Annotated in this window: 12 protein-coding genes and 1 pseudogene; 5 read left to right on the top strand and 8 right to left on the bottom strand. The window is 68.3% G+C overall.

Annotated features, from left to right (window positions below):
* Position 1 precedes the first annotated feature (1 nt).
* A complete protein-coding gene (locus D187_RS02010; RefSeq protein ID WP_002623193.1) occupies positions 2-181 on the bottom strand; it encodes a hypothetical protein in 180 nt (59 codons plus the stop codon).
* Between the two features lie 9 nt (positions 182-190).
* Positions 191-1,372 carry an MBOAT family O-acyltransferase gene (locus D187_RS02005; RefSeq protein ID WP_002623194.1) on the bottom strand — a complete coding sequence of 394 codons (1,182 nt, stop codon included), beginning with the start codon at positions 1,370-1,372 and terminating at the stop codon, positions 191-193.
* Between the two features lie 134 nt (positions 1,373-1,506).
* Between D187_RS02005 and D187_RS02000 the strand changes: the two genes are divergently transcribed.
* From D187_RS02000 to D187_RS01990, 3 genes are all read left to right on the top strand, one after another.
* Complete coding sequence (locus D187_RS02000) at positions 1,507-1,719, top strand: hypothetical protein (protein ID WP_155893112.1); 213 nt, start codon at positions 1,507-1,509, stop codon at positions 1,717-1,719.
* A gap of 288 nt (positions 1,720-2,007) precedes the next feature.
* Positions 2,008-3,258, top strand: a complete 1,251-nt coding sequence (locus D187_RS01995; protein ID WP_051256170.1) for a M20/M25/M40 family metallo-hydrolase — start codon at positions 2,008-2,010, stop codon at positions 3,256-3,258.
* Between the two features lie 189 nt (positions 3,259-3,447).
* Positions 3,448-4,038: an RNA polymerase sigma factor gene (locus tag D187_RS01990; RefSeq protein WP_051256169.1), complete on the top strand. Its 591-nt coding sequence runs from the start codon at positions 3,448-3,450 to the stop codon at positions 4,036-4,038.
* Between the two features lie 51 nt (positions 4,039-4,089).
* Here D187_RS01990 and D187_RS01985 read toward each other — a convergent pair whose 3' ends face one another.
* From D187_RS01985 to D187_RS01965, 6 genes and pseudogenes are all read right to left on the bottom strand, one after another.
* A complete protein-coding gene (locus D187_RS01985; protein WP_002623198.1) occupies positions 4,090-6,318 on the bottom strand; it encodes a peptidase domain-containing ABC transporter in 2,229 nt (742 codons plus the stop codon).
* Positions 6,308-7,255: an efflux RND transporter periplasmic adaptor subunit gene (locus D187_RS01980; protein ID WP_002623200.1), complete on the bottom strand. Its 948-nt coding sequence runs from the start codon at positions 7,253-7,255 to the stop codon at positions 6,308-6,310. Before D187_RS01980 ends, D187_RS01985 begins: the two co-directional genes overlap by 11 nt.
* Positions 7,256-7,257: 2 nt before the next feature.
* A complete protein-coding gene (locus D187_RS01975; RefSeq protein WP_245591581.1) occupies positions 7,258-8,154 on the bottom strand; it encodes an efflux RND transporter periplasmic adaptor subunit in 897 nt (298 codons plus the stop codon).
* 134 nt (positions 8,155-8,288) lie between these two features.
* On the bottom strand, positions 8,289-10,472 hold the full coding sequence (locus tag D187_RS57380) for an nSTAND1 domain-containing NTPase (RefSeq protein ID WP_020917726.1): 2,184 nt from the start codon (positions 10,470-10,472) through the stop codon (positions 8,289-8,291).
* A 372-nt stretch (positions 10,473-10,844) separates the two neighbouring features.
* Positions 10,845-12,575 (bottom strand): annotated as a pseudogene (locus D187_RS59160) (WD40 domain-containing protein); the annotation flags it as partial.
* A 125-nt stretch (positions 12,576-12,700) separates the two neighbouring features.
* Positions 12,701-14,659 carry an SIR2 family protein gene (locus D187_RS01965; RefSeq protein WP_002623205.1) on the bottom strand — a complete coding sequence of 653 codons (1,959 nt, stop codon included), beginning with the start codon at positions 14,657-14,659 and terminating at the stop codon, positions 12,701-12,703.
* An 88-nt stretch (positions 14,660-14,747) separates the two neighbouring features.
* On the opposite strand from D187_RS01965, the gene mutM reads away from it, so the two are divergent.
* Positions 14,748-15,608 (top strand): bifunctional DNA-formamidopyrimidine glycosylase/DNA-(apurinic or apyrimidinic site) lyase, encoded by an 861-nt coding sequence (mutM, locus tag D187_RS01960; protein WP_002623206.1) that lies wholly within the window; start codon positions 14,748-14,750, stop codon positions 15,606-15,608.
* 77 nt (positions 15,609-15,685) lie between these two features.
* Complete coding sequence (locus tag D187_RS01955) at positions 15,686-17,539, top strand: TIGR04551 family protein (protein WP_002623207.1); 1,854 nt, start codon at positions 15,686-15,688, stop codon at positions 17,537-17,539.
* The last annotated feature ends 11 nt before the right edge of the window (positions 17,540-17,550 follow it).

Below are 17,550 nucleotides of genomic sequence, written 5' to 3'. Positions count from 1 at the left end.
GTCAGAAGTCGATGTAGATGAACTTGGACGCCTGTCCCGAGAAGGCCAGGATGGCGCAGATGAGCAGCCCCCAGAAGAGCCCCAGCGCCAGGGGGGACAGGGGGCGCATGCCGTCGGGGGGAGCGTCGGTGACGCCCCCCAGGTACTCGAGCCTCTCCTTGAGTCGCGGCGGTGTCTTCATCGTCTCACCTCACCCGAGGAACAACCGGCGGAAGAAGAACCGGGCCGTGGGCAGGTCCATGCAGAAGAACGCCCAGCCCAGATTGACCATGACGAAGGTGAGCGCCCAGCTCAGCGCCTGGCCGGCGAAGGACGGAGGGCCCTCGCGGGGGCCTCGCCAGCGCGACCAGAGGCGGTGGAGGGCGAGCAGCCCTCCGTGCCACAGCCCCCACACGACGAAGTTGGTGCCCGCGCCGTGCCAGATGCCGCTCACCAGCATGGTGGTCATCAGGTTGGCGTAGACGAGCACGGGCGCGCGCCGCGAGCCGCCGAGCGGGATGTAGACGTAGTCGGTGAGCCATTTGGAGAGCGAGATGTGCCAGTGCCGCCAGAACTCGGCGATGTTGGTGCACAGGTAGGGCCAGTCGAAGTTCTCGGGAACCTTGATGCCGAACAGGCGCGTGGAGCCGATGGCGATGTCGGAATAGGCCGAGAAGTCGAAGTATATCTGCATCCCGTACGCGAGCAGCCACACGGGCAGCATGGCCCGGTGGGCCACGGCGAGATCGGCCTGGTTGAGGTGGACGGTCATCGCGGTGAGGGTGTCGGCGATGACGAACTTCTTGGCGAGGCCGCAGAGGATGCGGGTGGTGCCGCGCTCCCAGTCGGTGCGCCAGTCGGTGCTCGGCGCCTCCAGCTTGGGCAGGAAGTCCTGGTAGCGCTTGATGGGTCCGGCCACCATGGTGGGGAAGAACAGGATGAAGGCCATGTACTGGCCGAGGCTCCCCGTCCTCGTCTTGTCGCGGTAGCGGTCCACGGCGTAGTGGATGAACTCGAAGGTGAAGAACGAGATGCCGAGCGGGAGGAAGGCCCCCTCCCAGTAGAACGGATTCGTCTCCCGGGACCCGAAGGCCAGCCCGGTGAAGAAGTTCCAGTACTTGAACACCGCGAGGAAGAAGACGCTCTGCACCACGCCGAGCAGGCACAGCCACGAGCCCGGGCGGTAGAGGCGGCTGCAGAGCGCTTCCCAGGCGAAGATGGCGAGGCAGGCCGCGCCCACGGCGCCACCGGACTCCGTCAACGAGAAGTAGACGAAGAAGAGCGCGCCGAAGAGGGTGCACATCCACGGTCTGGCACCGGGCGGCAGGAGCCGGAAGAGCAGGGCCGCCGGAATGAGGAACAGGAGGAAGTACGCGAGGGTGTTGAAGATCATCCGAGAGCCGCGCCCCTTGAGCCGCGCCCTTGTAGCCCAATTCGAGGGGGCGAGGGGATCTCTGCCGGCCAGACGACCACCTTTCGTCCTGCCCCCGGGCCACGAAGTTCACCCCCTCGGGAGCGCCCGGTCGGGTGGGTCAACCGTTTGCCCGGGTGTGTCACGGCGCTGGCGGCGCCGCGGACGTGGCCTTCGACGCCCAGGGCCAGGGGGTGGTGGCCTCGCTCACGGGCACGACGGCCTTCCAGGGGCGCACGTTGGGGCTGTCATTGAACCCAAACGCAAAGCCCATGTGGTTGCGGTTCATCGGCGACAATCCCTCCCGCGAAGGCGCGAAGGCCGCGTGAAGGTGTCAGACGATTCGTGGCGGGAAGCCTGGAAGCGCGCTCGTGATTGTCATGGTGACAAGTCATACGCCCCCGAGGCGGCGTGAGCCTTATTCCCTGAACGCTCACACGGTAGCCTCACAGGAACGTCGAACTGTTTTGAAGTCCTCGCCCCAAGAATGGCTTGTGCTCACGATGCGTATGGCTGATTTCCGTGAAAACAGCTAAAAGGGCGCCTCCGGCGAATTGGGACAGAACCGGTTCACGGAATCAAAAACAGAGGAAGCATCCACCGCCGAGGAGCAGCGTATGAGGACGATGAAGTTCGGTGCGGCCGCGTTGTTGCTGATGTGCACCACCCCCGCGTTCGCGGGAGAGAAGGACAAGGAGGTGTGGATCACCATCGGGACGGACGCGCTGGAGCCGGCGCTGGCCTCGTTCCAGGGGCAGGGCCTGGTGGCGCCGACCGTGACGCGCGAGAAGGGTGGCGTCGCGGTGATGCGCGTGCGCGAGTCCCAGCTGGAGACGCTGGCCTCGGCGATGCACGACAAGCTCAACCGGTGCGCGGGCTTCATCGCCCATGACTCCGAGGAGCAGGCGCTGGCCGCGGTGGAGGGAGCTGCCTCGCCCAAGCCGGTGCAGTCCCTCATCAGCTACACCATCGACAACGCGACGACGGTGAACGCGCTGCTGGGCAGCGTCCAGGAGACGAGCATCCGCAGCACCATCACCTCGCTGTCCACGAAGTGGACGTCGCGCCGCTACAACGTGCAGTCGGGCGCGGACGCGGCCACGTGGCTCAAGAGCCAGTGGACGGCGCTGGCCGGCTCGCGCAGCGACGTGTCGGTGGCGTTCTTCAATCACTCCTCCTGGCTGCAGCCGTCCGTCATCCTCACCATCAAGGGCACCACGCTGCCCAACGAGGTGGTGGTGCTCGGCGGGCACCTGGACTCCATCAACGGCAGCAGCTCCACGGCCAGCGCGCCGGGCGCGGACGATGACGCCTCGGGCATCGCCTCGCTCACCGAGGTCATCCGCGTGGCCATGCTCAAGGGCTACAAGCCGGCCCGCACGGTGAAGTTCATGGCCTACGCCGCCGAGGAGGTGGGCCTCAAGGGCTCGGCCGCCATCGCCGCCCAGCACAAGAGCAGCGGCATCAACGTGGTGGGCGTGCTCCAGCTGGACATGACCAACTACCGCGGCTCCAGCTACGACATCGTCCTGGTGTCCGACTACACCAACGCCGCGCAGAACTCCTTCCTCTCCAGCCTCATCTCCAAGTACCTGCCCGGGGTGACCTCGACCTCCACGCGCTGCGGCTACGGCTGCTCGGACCACGCCTCCTGGTACAACCAGGGCTACGCGGCCTCCATCCCCTTCGAGGCGCTCATGGGCCAGGACAACCCGTACATCCACACCTCGAGCGACACGCTCACGCAGTCGGCCGGGAGCGCGCAGAACTCGGTCAAGTTCGTGAAGCTGGCCGCGGCCTACGTGGCCGAGCTGGCCAAGGGCACGGCGGGCTCCGCCCTGGTGTCGGACGCCGAAGCCGAGCGTTGATGTGACGCCGACGGCGCCCCGGGTCCTTCCTCCGCCCGGAGCGCCGTCCTCCCCTCCTGGTGCATGCAGGGAAGCGTTGGCCACTCGCGCCTGAGCGGTGCTGGAGTCGCTGCTCCCTGTAAGGCCCGGGCGGCGGGTTCGTCTCCGGGTTATATGCTCCTCGCGCGAGTCCATTTCCCCCCGGTCGACATGCGAAGCCCTCCTCCCGCCTCCAACGCCGCGTCCGACACCGACCCGGTGCGCGAGGCGGTGCTGCGCACCCTGCTCGACAACCGGGAACGCTTCGCCTCCTTCCTGGCGAGCCGGGTGGACAGCCAGGCGGTCGTGGAGGAACTGCTCCAGGCCGCCTACGTCAAGGCACTCGAGAAGAGCGCGGCGCTGCGGGACGAGGAGCGCGCGGTGGCCTGGTTCTACCGCCTGCTGCGCAATGCCCTGACCGACCACTACCGGCACCGGTCCGCGGAAGCCCGGGCCCTCGAGCGCGAGGCCCGGGAGCCCCTCGCCGTGCAGCCGGAGCCGGGGGCCGGCTCGAAGGTGTGTGCCTGCCTGCATGGCGTGCTGCCCACGCTCAAGCCCGAGTACGCACGCATGGTGCGGCGGGTGGACCTGGAGGAGCACTCCGTCTCCGAGGTGGCGCACGAGGCGGGTGTCACCCCCAACAACGCGATGGTCCGCCTGCACCGGGCCCGTCAGGCGCTCAAGACGCGGCTCCAGCACACCTGTGGCGCGTGTGCCGCGAGCGGCTGTCTGGACTGCTCGTGCCGGAGCGGGGCTTCCTGAAAGAGGCGCCGGGCGGCGAGGACCAGGACGAGGATCGGGAAGAGCGGCGTCTCACTCCACCCGTTCGCCGTGACGCATCTGGGCGCGCACCAGCTCCGCGTAGATGCCGCCTCGCAGGAGCAGCTCCTGGTGCCTGCCCGCCTCCACCAGGCGGCCCTCGTCCATGACCAGGATGAGATCCGCGTCCACCACGGTGCTCAGCCGGTGGGCGATGATGACGCGGGTACACGGGAGCGAGGCGAGCGCGCGCTGCACCCGGCTCTCGGTGATGGCATCGAGAGAGCTGGTGGCCTCATCCAGCAGCAGGACCGCGGGCCTGTGCATCAGCGCCCGGGCCAGTGCCAGCCGTTGTCGCTGGCCACCCGAGAGCGAGGCGCCGCGATCCACCAGGGGCGTGTCATAACCCATGGGCATGCCCATGATGTCGTCGTGGAGCTGGGCCAGGCGGGCCGCCTCGATGATGGGCTCCAGCGGGGCGGCCATGTCACGGATGGCGATGTTGGCGCGCAGCGTGGAACTGAAGAAGGTCGGTTCCTGGGGCACCACACCCACCTGGCCGCGCACCGAGTGCAGCTCCAACTCCGTCAGATCCTCCCCATCGAAGAGGACGCGCCCCGAGGTGGGCAGATACAGGCCGAGCAGCAGGTTGGCCAGCGTCGTCTTCCCGGCGCCCGAGCGACCGACGATCGCCACGGATTGGCCGGGCTCGATGCGCACCGACACGTCCTGCACCACCAGCGGCGACATGGCCGCGTAGCGGAAGGACACCCGGTCCAGCTCGATGCCTCCCTTCAGTCCCACCGCTCGGCCGGGCCTGGACGCGTCCCGCTCGGGCGCCGTCTCCCAGACATCGTCGATGCGCTCGATGTAGCTGTGCAGTAATTGCAGTTGGGAGCCCGTGGTGACCAGGTTGGCCAGGGGCACCAACAGCGCCCCGGCGAGCGCGTTGATCCCCATCATGGCGCCCAGCGTCATCTTTCCATCGAGCACCAGGAGGGCTCCGGCGGTGAGCAGCACCAGCGGCGCTATCAGCCTCAGCGTTCCCGTGAGCGCGTCCACCCAGGCCGTCAGCCGGCCCCGGCTCAGCGACACGTTGAGCACGTTGACGAAGTTCTCCGAGAAGCGCTGCACCGCCTGGTGCTCCACGCCGAACGCCTTCAGCGTCTGGATGCCGGTGAGCATCTCGATCTGCTGGTTCTGGTTCTTCGCCTCCACCTCCAGGCCTTCCGACATCAACGCGTGCTGGCGCCGCGTGGACAGCACGAGGACGAGGATCTGCAGGGCACCCAGCCCCAGCACGATGAGCGCCATGAGTGGGCTCACCACGAACAGCACCACGAGGTAGAGGACCACCAGGGCGCCATCCAGGAGCGAGGAGAGCGTGCTGGAGGAGAGGATTTCCCGCACCGTGGCGTTGCTGTTGAGCCGCTGCATCAGATCGCCCGCCGCGCGCACCTGGAAGAAGGAGTAGGGCAGGCCCACCAGGTGCTCCAGGAAGCCCAGCGTCATGCTCGAGTCCATGCGCGTGCGCAGCTCGAGCAGCAGGTGGCCGCGGATGAGGGTGGTGAGCAATTGGAAACCCGCGAGGGAGATGAAACCCAGGCCCACCACCAGCAACAGGTGTTCGTCCCCCCTGGGCACCACGCGGTCGATGATCAGCCCTGTCAGCGCCGGCACCGCCAGCGCGAAGAGTTGCAGGACGAGCGAGACGACGATGATGCGCTGGAGGACGTGCGAGTGCTGGAGCACCTCGAGCGCGTACCTCGCGGCGGAGCGGGGACGTGGCTTCTTGCCCGTCTCGAAGTGCTCGCTCGGCTCGAGCAGCAGCGCCACGCCCGTGAAGGATTGGCGGAAGTTCTCGAGGGAGACCTTGCGCCGACCGAGGCCGGGGTCGAGCAGGTGGACGCCCTCCCGTCCCAGCTTCTCGAAGACGACGAAGTGCGAGAACCGCCAGTGGAGGATGGTGCCGGCGGGCAGGTACGTCAGCGCCTCCTCGTCCACGGAGACGCCGCGCCCTCGCAGCCCGAAGGCGCGGGCCGTGCGCAGGATGTCCAGCGCGGACACTCCGTCGCGCGCCGCGCCCATCGCCTGACGCACCTCCTCCAGGCGCACCGGCTTGCCGTGGTAGCCGAGCACCATGGCGAGGGAGGCGGCCCCACACTCGAGCTCCGAGAGCTGGCGCACGAGCGGGATGCGGCGCTCGCGGCCCCGCGCGTGGAGGTTGCGCAGCGCGGGGAACCGCTCGGTGAGACCCGGAGACCGGGCAGCTTCAGTCTTCATGTCCCAGTGCTCCCTTCAGACCTGGAATCAGCGTGACGAGGATGCGCTCCGTGCGCACCCGGACGTCGGCCTGGGCCAGCATCCCGTCGAAGTAGTTGAAGGTCTTTCCCTTGATGCTGAACGTGGTCGCCGGAATGCTCGCCCTCACCACCACCAGGGGCCCCTCCAGGGTCACGGCATCCCCGTGGTCCGCGCCCAGGTAGCGGCGCACCTCGTTGGGGCCGAGGATCTGATCTCCCACCGACTGGATGGTGAACGTCTGGTATTCGTGGCTGAAGCCGTTGAGCTCCACGCGCAGCGGCTTGCCCGGTTCGAGCCTCGGCCGGTAGCCGCCGGGCAGCAGCGCCACCAGCGTCACGCGGACCTCGTCCCCCGTGATGGAGGCGACGCTCTCTCCCGGGTTGACATACTGACCCTCGCGCACCTTCAGGGCGCTCACCACTCCGGCGCGCGGTGCTCGCAGCGTGCGGGCCCGCTGACGGGCTTGTGCCAGCTCGCGCTCGGCGCGCAGCGAGGTGAGCGCCTGGCGCGCGGCCTCATCCGCGGGGTTCTGCAGCACCCGGACGAGCTGCAATTCGAACTCGCGCTGGATGCGCTCCAGGGTGGCTGTCTCCTCCCGCGAGAGGAATCTCACCAGGGGCTGGCCCGCCTCCACCCGTTGTCCGGGCCGCACCTCCACCGAGGCGACGATGCCCGGAGACTCGACGGTGAGCTCTCCGCGGCCCTCGACCTTCACCATGGCGGGGCCGGAGGCGTACTCGGGGAGGGTGCCGAGCAGTGAGTAGAGGGCCGCGGCGAGGACCAGGGCGAGGAGCACCCAGTACGTCCACCGCGTCCATTTCGGGGAGATGCGCAGGAGGTCTCCCTCCTCCTGTGTGCCTTCGTGATGGCGCAGGGCTTCTTCACGGAAGATGCGCGTTCGCTGGGTGGCTTCCATGGTCAGGGTGTTGCCCCCGTCGGCGCGGAGCCGTCCGTGCTCTTGCCTCCGGCCCGTGGCTGGGCTCTCGAGCGGACGTGGACGAGCAGGCCCGTGGAGACCTCGCGGGGCGGGGGTTGGCTGAACGTGGCGGTGGCGAAGACCAGTCGGGCCGCGGCGTCCACCTCGGGCGCGATGTTCTCCACGGTCCCCTCGAGGGAGAGGTCTCGTTGGATCACCTTCAGCTCCACGGGCATGCCCGGCTGGAACCCGCCTGCCGCTGCCTCGGTCACGGCGAAGCGCACCCTCCATTCGCCACTGCCGAGCAGCCGGAGCATGGGCTGCCCCGCGGCGAGGCGGGTGCCGGGGCCGACGAGCCGGGAGGCCACCACGCCATCGAAGGGCGCCACGAGCGTGGCGTCGTCGAGGTTCTGTTTCAGCCCCAGCACCTGGGCCTGGCGCTGGAGCGTCTGGGCCCGGGCCGCCTGAGAGCGGGCGGCGGCGGCGCTCTCCTCGTAGCTCACCTTGTCCAGCTCCTCCCTCGAGTAGACGCCCAGCTTCAGCGAGCTCGGGGTGAAGTAGCGGCGCTTCCTGGCACGGGCCTCGGAGAGGGCGAGCGAGGCGGCGCGCTCCTCGGCACGAGAACCCAGGAGAGCGGCCTCGGCCGCGGCCAACTCCTGCTGGAGTGCGCGCGTGTCGAGCCGTGCGAGCACCTGCCCCTGGCGGACAGACTGGCCGACCTCGACGTCCACCCGCTCCAGCCGCGAGTCGAAGCGGGCACTCACGTCCACGGAGTCATTGGGAATGACGACGCCCAGAAAGGGCTCCTCGGAGTCCGGGAGGGAAGCGGCTGGGCCGTCCGCTCCCCGGGCGGGCGGCGCGGCCCCCATGCTCCCCAGGCAGACCAGTCCCCAACTCATGGCCATCATTCGCGCCCAACGCCGCATTCCGTATCTCCCGGGACAGGTGCCCTCTGGGCAGAGGTGGCGCGGGCGCGTTGTGACGAGCGGGGCTTCCTCGCTCCCCGAGGGGACGTCACTCCCCCTTGGGCACCTCAGGCCGGCGGAGGCACCTCGGAGAAGCCCCGGCGGAGGTCATCGAGATCCTCGGCGAGTCCTGTCTCCAGTCCGCGCTCGGATTCGATGTAGCGCCGCATGAGTGGCACGGGACAATACAGACGGCCCTCTCCATCTGGCACCAGCACGTAGCTCAGCTCCCGGTGGTCCATGGCCTCGTCGAAGTCGACGGAGGAGATATTGGCTCCCCGCGCCTTGAGGGCTTGCCGGACTTCCTCCCGGGTGGGGCGCTCGAGCAGGAGTGCCTGGCGGACCACGGCCCGATGGAGTGGGTGGTCTCCACGCCAGCGGCGGCATTGATCGCGCAGATCCTTGTCCTCGTGCAGCACACGCTCCAGATGCGCGCGGGTGAGCACGTGCGCCTCGGGGGGCAGGGTCTCCACCAGCGCCTTGCAGGCGAGCACGAGCAGGTTCGCCCGGCACCCGGCCTGCTGAAGCAGGTGCTCGGGCGTGGTGGGTGCATCCCACGGCAGTCCCAGGGCGGCGAGCGGTTCGGTGACCAGCGCCAGCGCGGAGCGCGCGTCCAGTGGCTCTAGCCGGAGATGCTCGCCGAAGTTGCGCAGCGGTTGCCGCTCGTTCAGCACCACGGCCCGGTACAAGTCCCAGAAGCCCGCGAGGACGAAGTAGGCCCGGCCTTCCTCGGACAGAGCGCGCATGGCCTGCACCACCGGGTATCCTGCCCGGGCATCCGCCTTGATGAACTCGTCCGCTTCGTCGATGAGCCACAGCCGGGGCCGGGATGTCGTTCCTGCGGCGAGATCCATGAAGGCGGGGAGCGAGTTCCCCGCCGCGAAATCCTTCTGCTCACGGGCGAGTCGGTCGTGCAGGTCCGCGCCGTCGAGCACGGTGTAGCGCACGTCCACGTTCGGGCGGGCCTGGAGCCGACGTTGGACGGCAAGCAGGAGACTGCTCTTGCCCATCTGTCGCTGGCCCACCACGAAGAAGTTGCGCAAGGTCCGATCCGCGATGACACGCACCTCGCGCTCGCGGCCGAAGAACAGGTGGTCGTCCTTCACGCCACCGGACACCTGATAGGGAGACAGCTCCGAGACGGCGACCTGCTCGGCGATGCTGGACTCCAGCAGTCGGGAGGGATTCTCGGCGAGCAGCAGATCCCGGAGCCGATCGGCGGAGAGGGCGACGGCGCGCACCTGGGGCAGTTCTTTGAACACCTGGGAGGCGTTCTGGGCCTGGGTCCGGTCGAGCACGAGCACCTGACTGGGACCTCGTCCGTCCTGGAAGACGTCCGTCATCATCCGCTGGGCCTCACCGGACTCGACTCGGGGTCCATCGAGGACGAGGAGGGCCGTCTGTCGCGTGAAGCGCAAGCGCAGCGGGGGCAGTTCCAGGGCCCAGGCTCGCTCACCGAGGGGAGCGCCGAGCCGGGCGCCGAGCGCTTCGGTGAAGGCGGCGGCCACCTCCGAGGGATGCCTTGCGCCTCGGAGCAGGCGCTCCCAGCGAAGCAAGGGGATGCTCGCGGCGGTGAGGGTGGCGTCACGGCGCCGTGCACGCCGCAGGGCCAGGTCCGCGCGCTCCGTGTCCCCGAGGGGGTATGTCCTGAGCAGGGCGGGGGTGGCCGCAGCCTGCACCACCACGGGATGCCGGTAGACGCGCGCGTAGTACACGCCCGAGACGAGCAGCATGGCTCCCAGGAGCAGGGCGCCATACAGGGCATAAGGGACGGGGGCTCGCACCTCTGGGGCCGAGAAGCTCCATTCCCGCGGCCAGCGCTCGTAGTTCGCCGTGAGCTGGAAGGAGATGCTGTCGAGTGGGAGGAGGGCCTCCGGAATGGCGAATGGGACTCGCTCCTGTTGGCCGGGTCCCAGTACGAGCGTCTGTTCCCTCTGCACGGGTGCCTGAGCGTTCGAGGTCTGTTCCGTCCGGGGCGTGGATGACGGGGGGCCGAATGCACCGCGGATGACCAGCTGCCCGGTGGACTGCGTCCCTGTGTTCTTGAGGATGACGGTCAGGACCTTGTCCTCGATGCGGGGCTCCTGCTCCAGCTTCAGCTCGGGCGTCTTCAGCTGAAGGGGGATCGCGACCGTGGGTCCCTCGCCAAAGGCATGGACGAGCTTGATGACGAGTCTGAGGCGGGTCTTGGAGGAATCCGGGAAGGGCGCGCCCTCGGGCCTCAGGTATGAGAGCCCTACTCGAAGTGGCACGGAGTCGCCTGCCTCCAGGCGCATGAGGGGCGCGGGCGGGAGCAGGACCAGTCCGGGGGGAATCTCGACGGGCTCGATCCGGATCCAGTACGCACGTCCCGCGCCCTTTTCGTTGGCGACAGTCAGTGCGAGTTCACCCAGGTCTCCGAAATCTCCCGGAACGGTCTGTAGCGTGGTTTGGCTGGAGAGCCGTGGCTCAAGTTCCCTCCTAGGGGGTAGAACGGGCTCAAGCCTTCCATCCTCAAGCTTTCGGTATAAGAAATGGCCATCGTCGTGACGAAAGACGGGTTGATTACCAATCTGGCTCAGCCATCCGTTTTGTCCCCCGATCAGGACTCCTGTGGGCTGCCCATCGACGTGCGACCACAGCCGGATGATTCCTGCTTCATCACTAGACGCAAGGGTGCGCCCGTCTGGGCTGAAGGTCACTGCTAGCACACTGGCTGTATGTTCTTCTATGCGATGCAACTCGCGCCCGGTGGCCACGTCCCATAGGCGTACCGTCTTGTCTTCCGCCCCCGAGGCCAAGATGCGGCCATTCGGGCTGAATGCCACGGATGCCACCACGCCGGTATGTCCTTGCAGGCGACGCAGTTCGCGCCCGGTAGCCACGTCCCATAGACGCACCGTTTTGTCTTCTGGCGTCAAGGCCAAGGTGCTGCCCCCCGAGGCCAAAATGCGGCCATTTGGGCTGAATGCCACGGATACCACCATGCCGGTATGTCCTTGCAGGCGGCGCAGTTCGCGCCCGGTAGCCACATCCCATAGACGCACCGTCTTGTCTCCTGCCCCCGACGCCAATGTGCGCCCATCTGGACTGAATGCTACGGATTGCACCCAAAAGGTATGCCCAGCCAAACGGCGCAGTTCGCGACCGGTGGCCACATCCCACAGTCGTACTGTATAATCATGAGACCCTGAAGCCAGGGTGCGCCCATCTGGACTGAATGCCACGGACAGCACATGATTGGTATGCCCCGCCAAGCGGCGCAGTTCGCGACCGGTGGCCACATCCCACAGTTGTACCGTATTGTCGTCCGACCCTGAAGCCAGGGTGCGCCCATCTGGACTGAGGGCTACAGACAGCACGGCTTTGGTGTGCCCCTCCAATCGGCGGAGTTCGTGCCCGGTGGTCAGCTCCCACAGTCGCACCATTCTGTCGGTGGTCCCCGAAGTCAGGGTTTGCCCATCCGGGCTGAAAGCCACGGACTGCACACCAGAGGTGTGTCCTTGCAGGCGACGCAGTTCGTGCCCGGTAGCTACGTCCCATAGTTGCGTTGTGCTGTTATGCGTTGTGCTGTTATATGCCCCTGAAGCCAGGATGCGCCCATCCGGGCTGAATGTGGCGATGTTCCCCGCCAAGCGGCGCAACTCGCGTCCAGTAGCCACATCCCATATCCGCACATCATCTGCCCCCGAAGCCAGGGTTCGCCCATCCGGGCTGAAGGTTACGGACCTGACACTAGAGGTGTGTCCCTCTAGGAGACGCAACTCGCGTCCAGTGGCTACATCCCATAGCCGCACATCATCTGCCCCCGAGGCCAGGGTGCGCCCATCCGGGCTGAATGCTACGAACACCGCAAAGCTGTGATGTCCCTCGAAACGGCGCAACTCGCGGCCGGTGGCCACCTCCCATATCAGTACCGTATTGTCGTACCCACCTCCCGAAGCCAGGGTGCGGCCGTCTGGACTGAAGGCCAAGGACACCACCATGGTGGGGTGCCCCTCAAATCGCCGCAACTCGTGCCCAGTGGCTACGTCCCACAGTCGCACCGTCTTATCGAAGCCTCCCGAGGCCAGGGTTCGGCCATCGGGACTGAATGCCACGGACATCACCGTTGCTATTTCTGCATGTCCCTCGATGCGACGCAGTTCACGCCCAGTGGCCACGTCCCACAGTCGCACCGTTTTGTCGGAGGAGCCCGAGGCCAGGGTGCGACCATCGGGGCTGAGTGCCACGGATATCACCGCTCCTGTATGTCCCGTGAAGCGACGCAGTTCGCGCCCAGTGGTCACGTCCCACAGCCGCACCGTTGTGTCGCCTAACCCCGAAGCCAGGGAATACCCATCCGGGCTGAACGAGACAGAGGAGACATCTCCCATGGGCAACCAGTTTGCCCCCTCCAGGATGCTCGCGGGCTCTCCTTCCGGGACGAGCACTTCTTCGCGCGTCTTTCCCTGCGTCACCGAGACCACGAGCGCGAGGGCCGCACCGAGCACCCACGGGCTCACGGGCGCACGTCCTGCCGCGCCAGCGCCTCGCGAGCCACGTGCTCCACGGCCTTGCACCGCGGCACGGTCCTCCCCTGTGCGTCCGCACGCACCAGTCCCGCGAAGTACAATCGAACCTCGGGGTACTCCACCCGGTGGTCGAGCGGCTCCAGCGCCTCCACGGTTTGTCCGGCGAGTAGCTTCCCGAGCACGGCGTGGCAACTGCGCTCCCCCCGGTAGCCATTGCGCTCGTCCTGAAGCAGGCGCTCCTGCACCGTGCTTCGCAGCGAGGGGCTGCGAGCCAGCCGCGCCGTGATCGCATCCGCGTCGCGCGACCCTTCGCTGCTCAAGGCTTCCCGGAGCAGCCCCAGATGACCTCCCGTGGCCTCGTGAACGCCCGCCGCGTGGCGTGCCGCGTCCTCACCCAGGGCGGCCAGATAGCGCCCCACTTCCTCCACCGTGAGGTCCGGCACCTCGCGCCGGGGGGCTCCCGTGAACACGGAGAAACTCTTCACGTTGTGGAGGATCCACGCCGAGCGCTCGCCTCCCGCGATGAGGAAGTGGAAGTCCACCGGCGAGGGCTCGTCCATCATCCGGCGCAGCGTGTTGCCGAGCCGCTTGAGGTGCTCGAACGGACCCCACTCGTTGCGCAGGACGATCAGGTGCTCGCGCCCGAGCCGCTCGGCCTTCTCGCGCAGGTGCTCCACCAGCGCGTCGAAGCCCTTGACGTAGGCTTCTCCCAGGAGCGCCCGGCAGTACTCGGCCTCGGTGCAGTCGGGGACGTTGGGGGGCGCCAGCCAGGTGACGTGCTCCCCATACCGTGCCGCCACGCCCCGGGCGAGTGAGCGGGCCCCGCCATCCTCGGGTGCGAGCAGCACCAGCCGGTGCTGGCTTCGGAGGATGCGCGTGTACTCCTCCTCCAGCGCGGGCCGGGCCACGGAGGGCTGGGACGGCACCGGTGCGGGAGGCGGGCCGGACGAGAACGCCGCGGGGCTCGAGCCGCGCATCACGGGCGGCGCTTGCGGCGCGGAGGCGGGGATGTGGCTGGACGTGAAGGCTCCGGGCGCGGCGGCGGGCATCACGGGCGGCCATTGCGGCACGGGGGCGGGGGCGGGGCTGGCGCCGAAGGCCGCCCGCGCGAGTCCGAGCAGGGTCTCCGCCAGCGGTGCTCCGTGGTCCTCGTACTCGACGATCTGGATGTTGTACTTCGGCCAGAGCGCCCCCCGATCGATCTGTCCCTTCTTCATCAGCGCGAAGCTGGGGACCTGCCGCCCCCGGGTGATGCCAATGACATGCTCGAGCTGCTTGAGCACGTAGGGGTCGCTGAAGCTGAAGCCCATGTAGAGAAAGGGCCTGGAGCGGATCCACTCGCGCAGGCGGACCAGCGCGCTCGTGTAGTGGGAGTAGCTGGCGGGCTGAGCCGAGTCCCCATAGAGGCGCTTGTAGTCGGCGCCCGCGAGCACCAGCGTGGCGAGCCGGTGGATGGTGCCATGCAGGTGCCAGACGCGAGGGTCCGTGGGGGAGGCCTGGATGTCCAACAGGTTCAGCTCGTCGTCCTGGTCATTGGAGACGGGCTCGGCGTCCCCGCGGCCCCACAGCAGGACGTCGTCGTAGTTGGTGGTGACCACCACCGGGGGCTGGAGTTCCCAGAGGGCCTGGACCACGGACAGATCCACGTCGTCCGGCCGCTTGTGGCGGAGGCGCTCGCGCAGGAACCGGTTGAAGCGGTAGGCCCCCAGCTCCTGGAAGGCCCGCTCGGCCGCGGTGAGGTAGTCCCCCTGGTCGATGCGCTGGCGCACCTCCGCGATGGTGTCCTCCGGACTGGCTTCCTCGCGCATCCGCTCGACCAGACCCTCCAGGAGCCTGGGCCAGGAGGGGAACAGCCCCGGCTTGATGCCCATGCTGATGCCTGCCCCCACGAAGGGGACGACCTGGTGTCTGCGGATCGCCTCGACCAGTTCCCTCGGATAGCTCATCGAGTCCTCTCGCTTCGCGAGGCATGAACGGTAGCAGACGACGGAAGACGTGAGGTCGCTCCCCCCGAGGTGGTATTGCGCGCACGCCATGCCCGAGCTTCCCGAAGTCGAGATCGCCCGGCGCCACCTCGTCCACTGGCTGGACGGTCGCCGTGTGGTGAAGGCCGAAGCGGACGACACCCGGATCTTCCGGGGCGCGCGCTGGAAGGACTTCGCCTCCCTCTGGGGCCGGCTGCTCTCGCTCGAGCGGCGCGGCAAGTACCTCCTCTTCTCCTTCGAGGAAGATCGGGGACTGCTCGCGCACCTGGGCATGTCGGGCCGCTTCGTGCGCCGCCCCCCGGACGCCCCCGTGCCCTACAGCCGGGCCCGCTTCCACCTGGACTCCAAGGACGTCGTCCACTTCGCCGACGCGCGCATGCTCGGACGCATGGAGACGTGTCCCGCCTCGCACCTGCACGCGCTCGCGCCCATCCAGGCCCTGGGGTTCGATCCGCTCGCCGATGGCCTCGACGTCGCGCGGCTCCGGGACGCGGTGGGCAACTCGAAGCAGGAGCTCAAGGTGGCCCTGATGGACCAGGGCAGGGTGGCGGGGCTGGGCAACATCCACGCCGCCGAGGCGCTCTTCCGCTCGGGCCTGCACCCCTCGCGCCCGCCCGCCTCGCTCACCGACGCCGAGTGGAAGCGTCTGGCCCGGGGGGTTCGCGCCGCGCTCGACTTCGGCCTCCAGGAGCAGCAGGCGGAGGAGGAGGTGCGCTACCTCAAGGAGGGGGGCCGCAACGGCTTCCTCGTCTATGGCCGCGCCGGGACGGCGTGTGTCCGGTGTGGAACGACCGTGGAGTCGGTGACCCAGGGGGGGCGCACCACCCATTTCTGTCCCTCGTGCCAGCCCTCGGGCCCAGCCCCGGAATCCCGGGCGGAACGCGGCGCGCGGACCGCTCGCCGTCGTTGACACCCCCCACGCACTCCGCTTGACTCGCCCGCCCTTTGCACCCGCCGCAATCGCGCGGCCTCGGAGAAGAATCCCCTATGTCGTCCAACGCCCTGCTGGCGGCGCTCCTCGTCGCCTCCGCCACGGCCGCCGCGCAGACGCCGGAGACGCCCCCCACGGGCTCGCCGGCCCCCGCGCCCGAGAGCGCCCAGCCCGCCACGCCGCCCTCTTCCCTGGAGCCCACCGACTCCACCGAGGAGCGCATCCGCCAGGAGGTGGAGCGGCGCGTGGAAGCCGCCAAGCAGGAGATGCGCGAGGAGATCCGCGCCCAGCTCGCCACCCAATCCCTCGCCTCGGACTGGCAGGAGGAGTGGATGGAGGAGAAGCGCAAGCTGGAGCTCTTCACGCTGGATGGCTACTTCCGCCTGCGTCCCAACCTCTACTACCAGTTCGATCTGGGCAAGCAGCAGGAGCGTCGGCTCTTCCCCTCGCCGCGCACCAACGAGCGCACCCAGTCGGGCGCCGACATGCGCCTGCGCCTGGAGCCCACCTTCAACATCTCGGAAGAGGTGCGGGTGAAGGCCCAGTTCGACGTGCTGGACAACCTGCTGCTCGGCTCCACGCCGTCCACGAGCTTCCCGAGCGACGGCTACTACCTGTTCGATCTCTTCAATGACCGGCAGACGTCGCCCCGGGCGGGCCTCAACGCCCTGCGCGACGCGTTCTCCGTGCGCGAGGTCTACGGCGAGGTGTCCACGCCGGTGGGTCTGCTCCGCTTCGGCCGGATGAACGCGCACTGGGGTCTGGGCCTGCTGCGCAACGACGGCAACTGCCTGGAGTGCGACTTCGGCGACCAGGTGGACCGGGTCATGTTTGTCACCGAGCCCCTCGAGGGCTTCTACGTGACGCCCATGTTCGAGTTCAACAACGAGGGCCGCTACGCCTATCCGAACGGGCCGGACAGCGAGCCGGTGGACGTGTCCAAGACGGACGACGTGCACAGCTTCGTGCTGGCGGTGGCCCGGCGCGACACGCCGCAGCAGGTGAAGGCCAAGCTGGACAACAACCAGGGTGTGCTCAACTACGGCCTCCACGTGAGCTACCGCAGCCAGCAGTCCTCGTCCGAGGGGCTCAACGGCTCGGGCGCGGTGCTCAACCCGGACGGCTCGGTGGGCAACAGCACCTACGTGCCGCGCAACGCCTCGCTCGTCATTCCGGACGTGTGGCTGCGCTACGAGGAGAAGAACTTCCGCGTGGAGTTCGAGGTGGCCGCCTACCTGGGCACCATCGGCAGCCGGCAGAACACGCCCTCGGCTCCCGGCGTCGAGGATCCCAACCAGAGCCAGTCGCTCACCGTGGCGGAGTTCGGTGGCGCGGCGGTGGGCGAGTACCGGCTGCTCAACGGCAAGCTCAACATCCAGCTCGAGCTGGGCTTCGCGTCGGGAGATCGGGCGCCGGGCTTCGGGGCGTACCCGGGGCGGCGGGGCTCGGGTCCGGGCGGCTTCACCCAGCCGGGTGACGCGGATGGTCCGCAGTTCCGCTGCGGCGGCACCGACTGCGCCGACAGCTACCTGCGCAACTTCCGCTTCAACCGCGCCTACCGCGTGGACAACATCCTCTTCCGCGAGCTCATCGGCACCGTGACGGATGCCTTCTACGCCAAGCCCACCCTGCGCTACACGCTCACCCAGGGCTTCGACGTCTTCGGCAGCGCCATCTACTCGCAGGCCATCTACCCCCAGTCCACGCCGTCCTTCACGGACCGGCCCCTGGGTCTGGAGACGAACCTGGGCGCGAAGTACGAGACGGAGGATGGCTTCATCGCCCGCGTGGACTGGTCCGTGCTCTTCCCGCTCAGCGGCCTGCAGGACTACAACACGGGCACGGGCCTGCAGATCACCGAGCTGAAGACGGCCCACGCCGTGCGCGGCACCATCGGCATCCGGTTCTAGGAAGGCGCTTC

The organism is Cystobacter fuscus DSM 2262 (assembly GCF_000335475.2).
Lineage (GTDB): Bacteria > Myxococcota > Myxococcia > Myxococcales > Myxococcaceae > Cystobacter > Cystobacter fuscus.
The sequence above is the reverse complement of the archived record's forward strand: the minus strand, read 5'-3'. Positions and strand labels throughout refer to the sequence as shown.

Coding starts and splice junctions, on each gene's coding strand:
- D187_RS02010 (WP_002623193.1), bottom strand. CDS start 181: ATGAAGACACCGCCGCGACTCAAGGAGAGGCTCGAGTACCTGGGGGGC.
- D187_RS02005 (WP_002623194.1), bottom strand. CDS start 1,372: ATGATCTTCAACACCCTCGCGTACTTCCTCCTGTTCCTCATTCCGGCG.
- D187_RS01995 (WP_051256170.1), top strand. CDS start 2,008: ATGAGGACGATGAAGTTCGGTGCGGCCGCGTTGTTGCTGATGTGCACC.
- D187_RS01990 (WP_051256169.1), top strand. CDS start 3,448: ATGCGAAGCCCTCCTCCCGCCTCCAACGCCGCGTCCGACACCGACCCG.
- D187_RS01985 (WP_002623198.1), bottom strand. CDS start 6,318: ATGAAGACTGAAGCTGCCCGGTCTCCGGGTCTCACCGAGCGGTTCCCC.
- D187_RS01980 (WP_002623200.1), bottom strand. CDS start 7,255: ATGGAAGCCACCCAGCGAACGCGCATCTTCCGTGAAGAAGCCCTGCGC.
- D187_RS01975 (WP_245591581.1), bottom strand. CDS start 8,154: ATGAGTTGGGGACTGGTCTGCCTGGGGAGCATGGGGGCCGCGCCGCCC.
- D187_RS01965 (WP_002623205.1), bottom strand. CDS start 14,659: ATGAGCTATCCGAGGGAACTGGTCGAGGCGATCCGCAGACACCAGGTC.
- mutM (WP_002623206.1), top strand. CDS start 14,748: ATGCCCGAGCTTCCCGAAGTCGAGATCGCCCGGCGCCACCTCGTCCAC.
- D187_RS01955 (WP_002623207.1), top strand. CDS start 15,686: ATGTCGTCCAACGCCCTGCTGGCGGCGCTCCTCGTCGCCTCCGCCACG.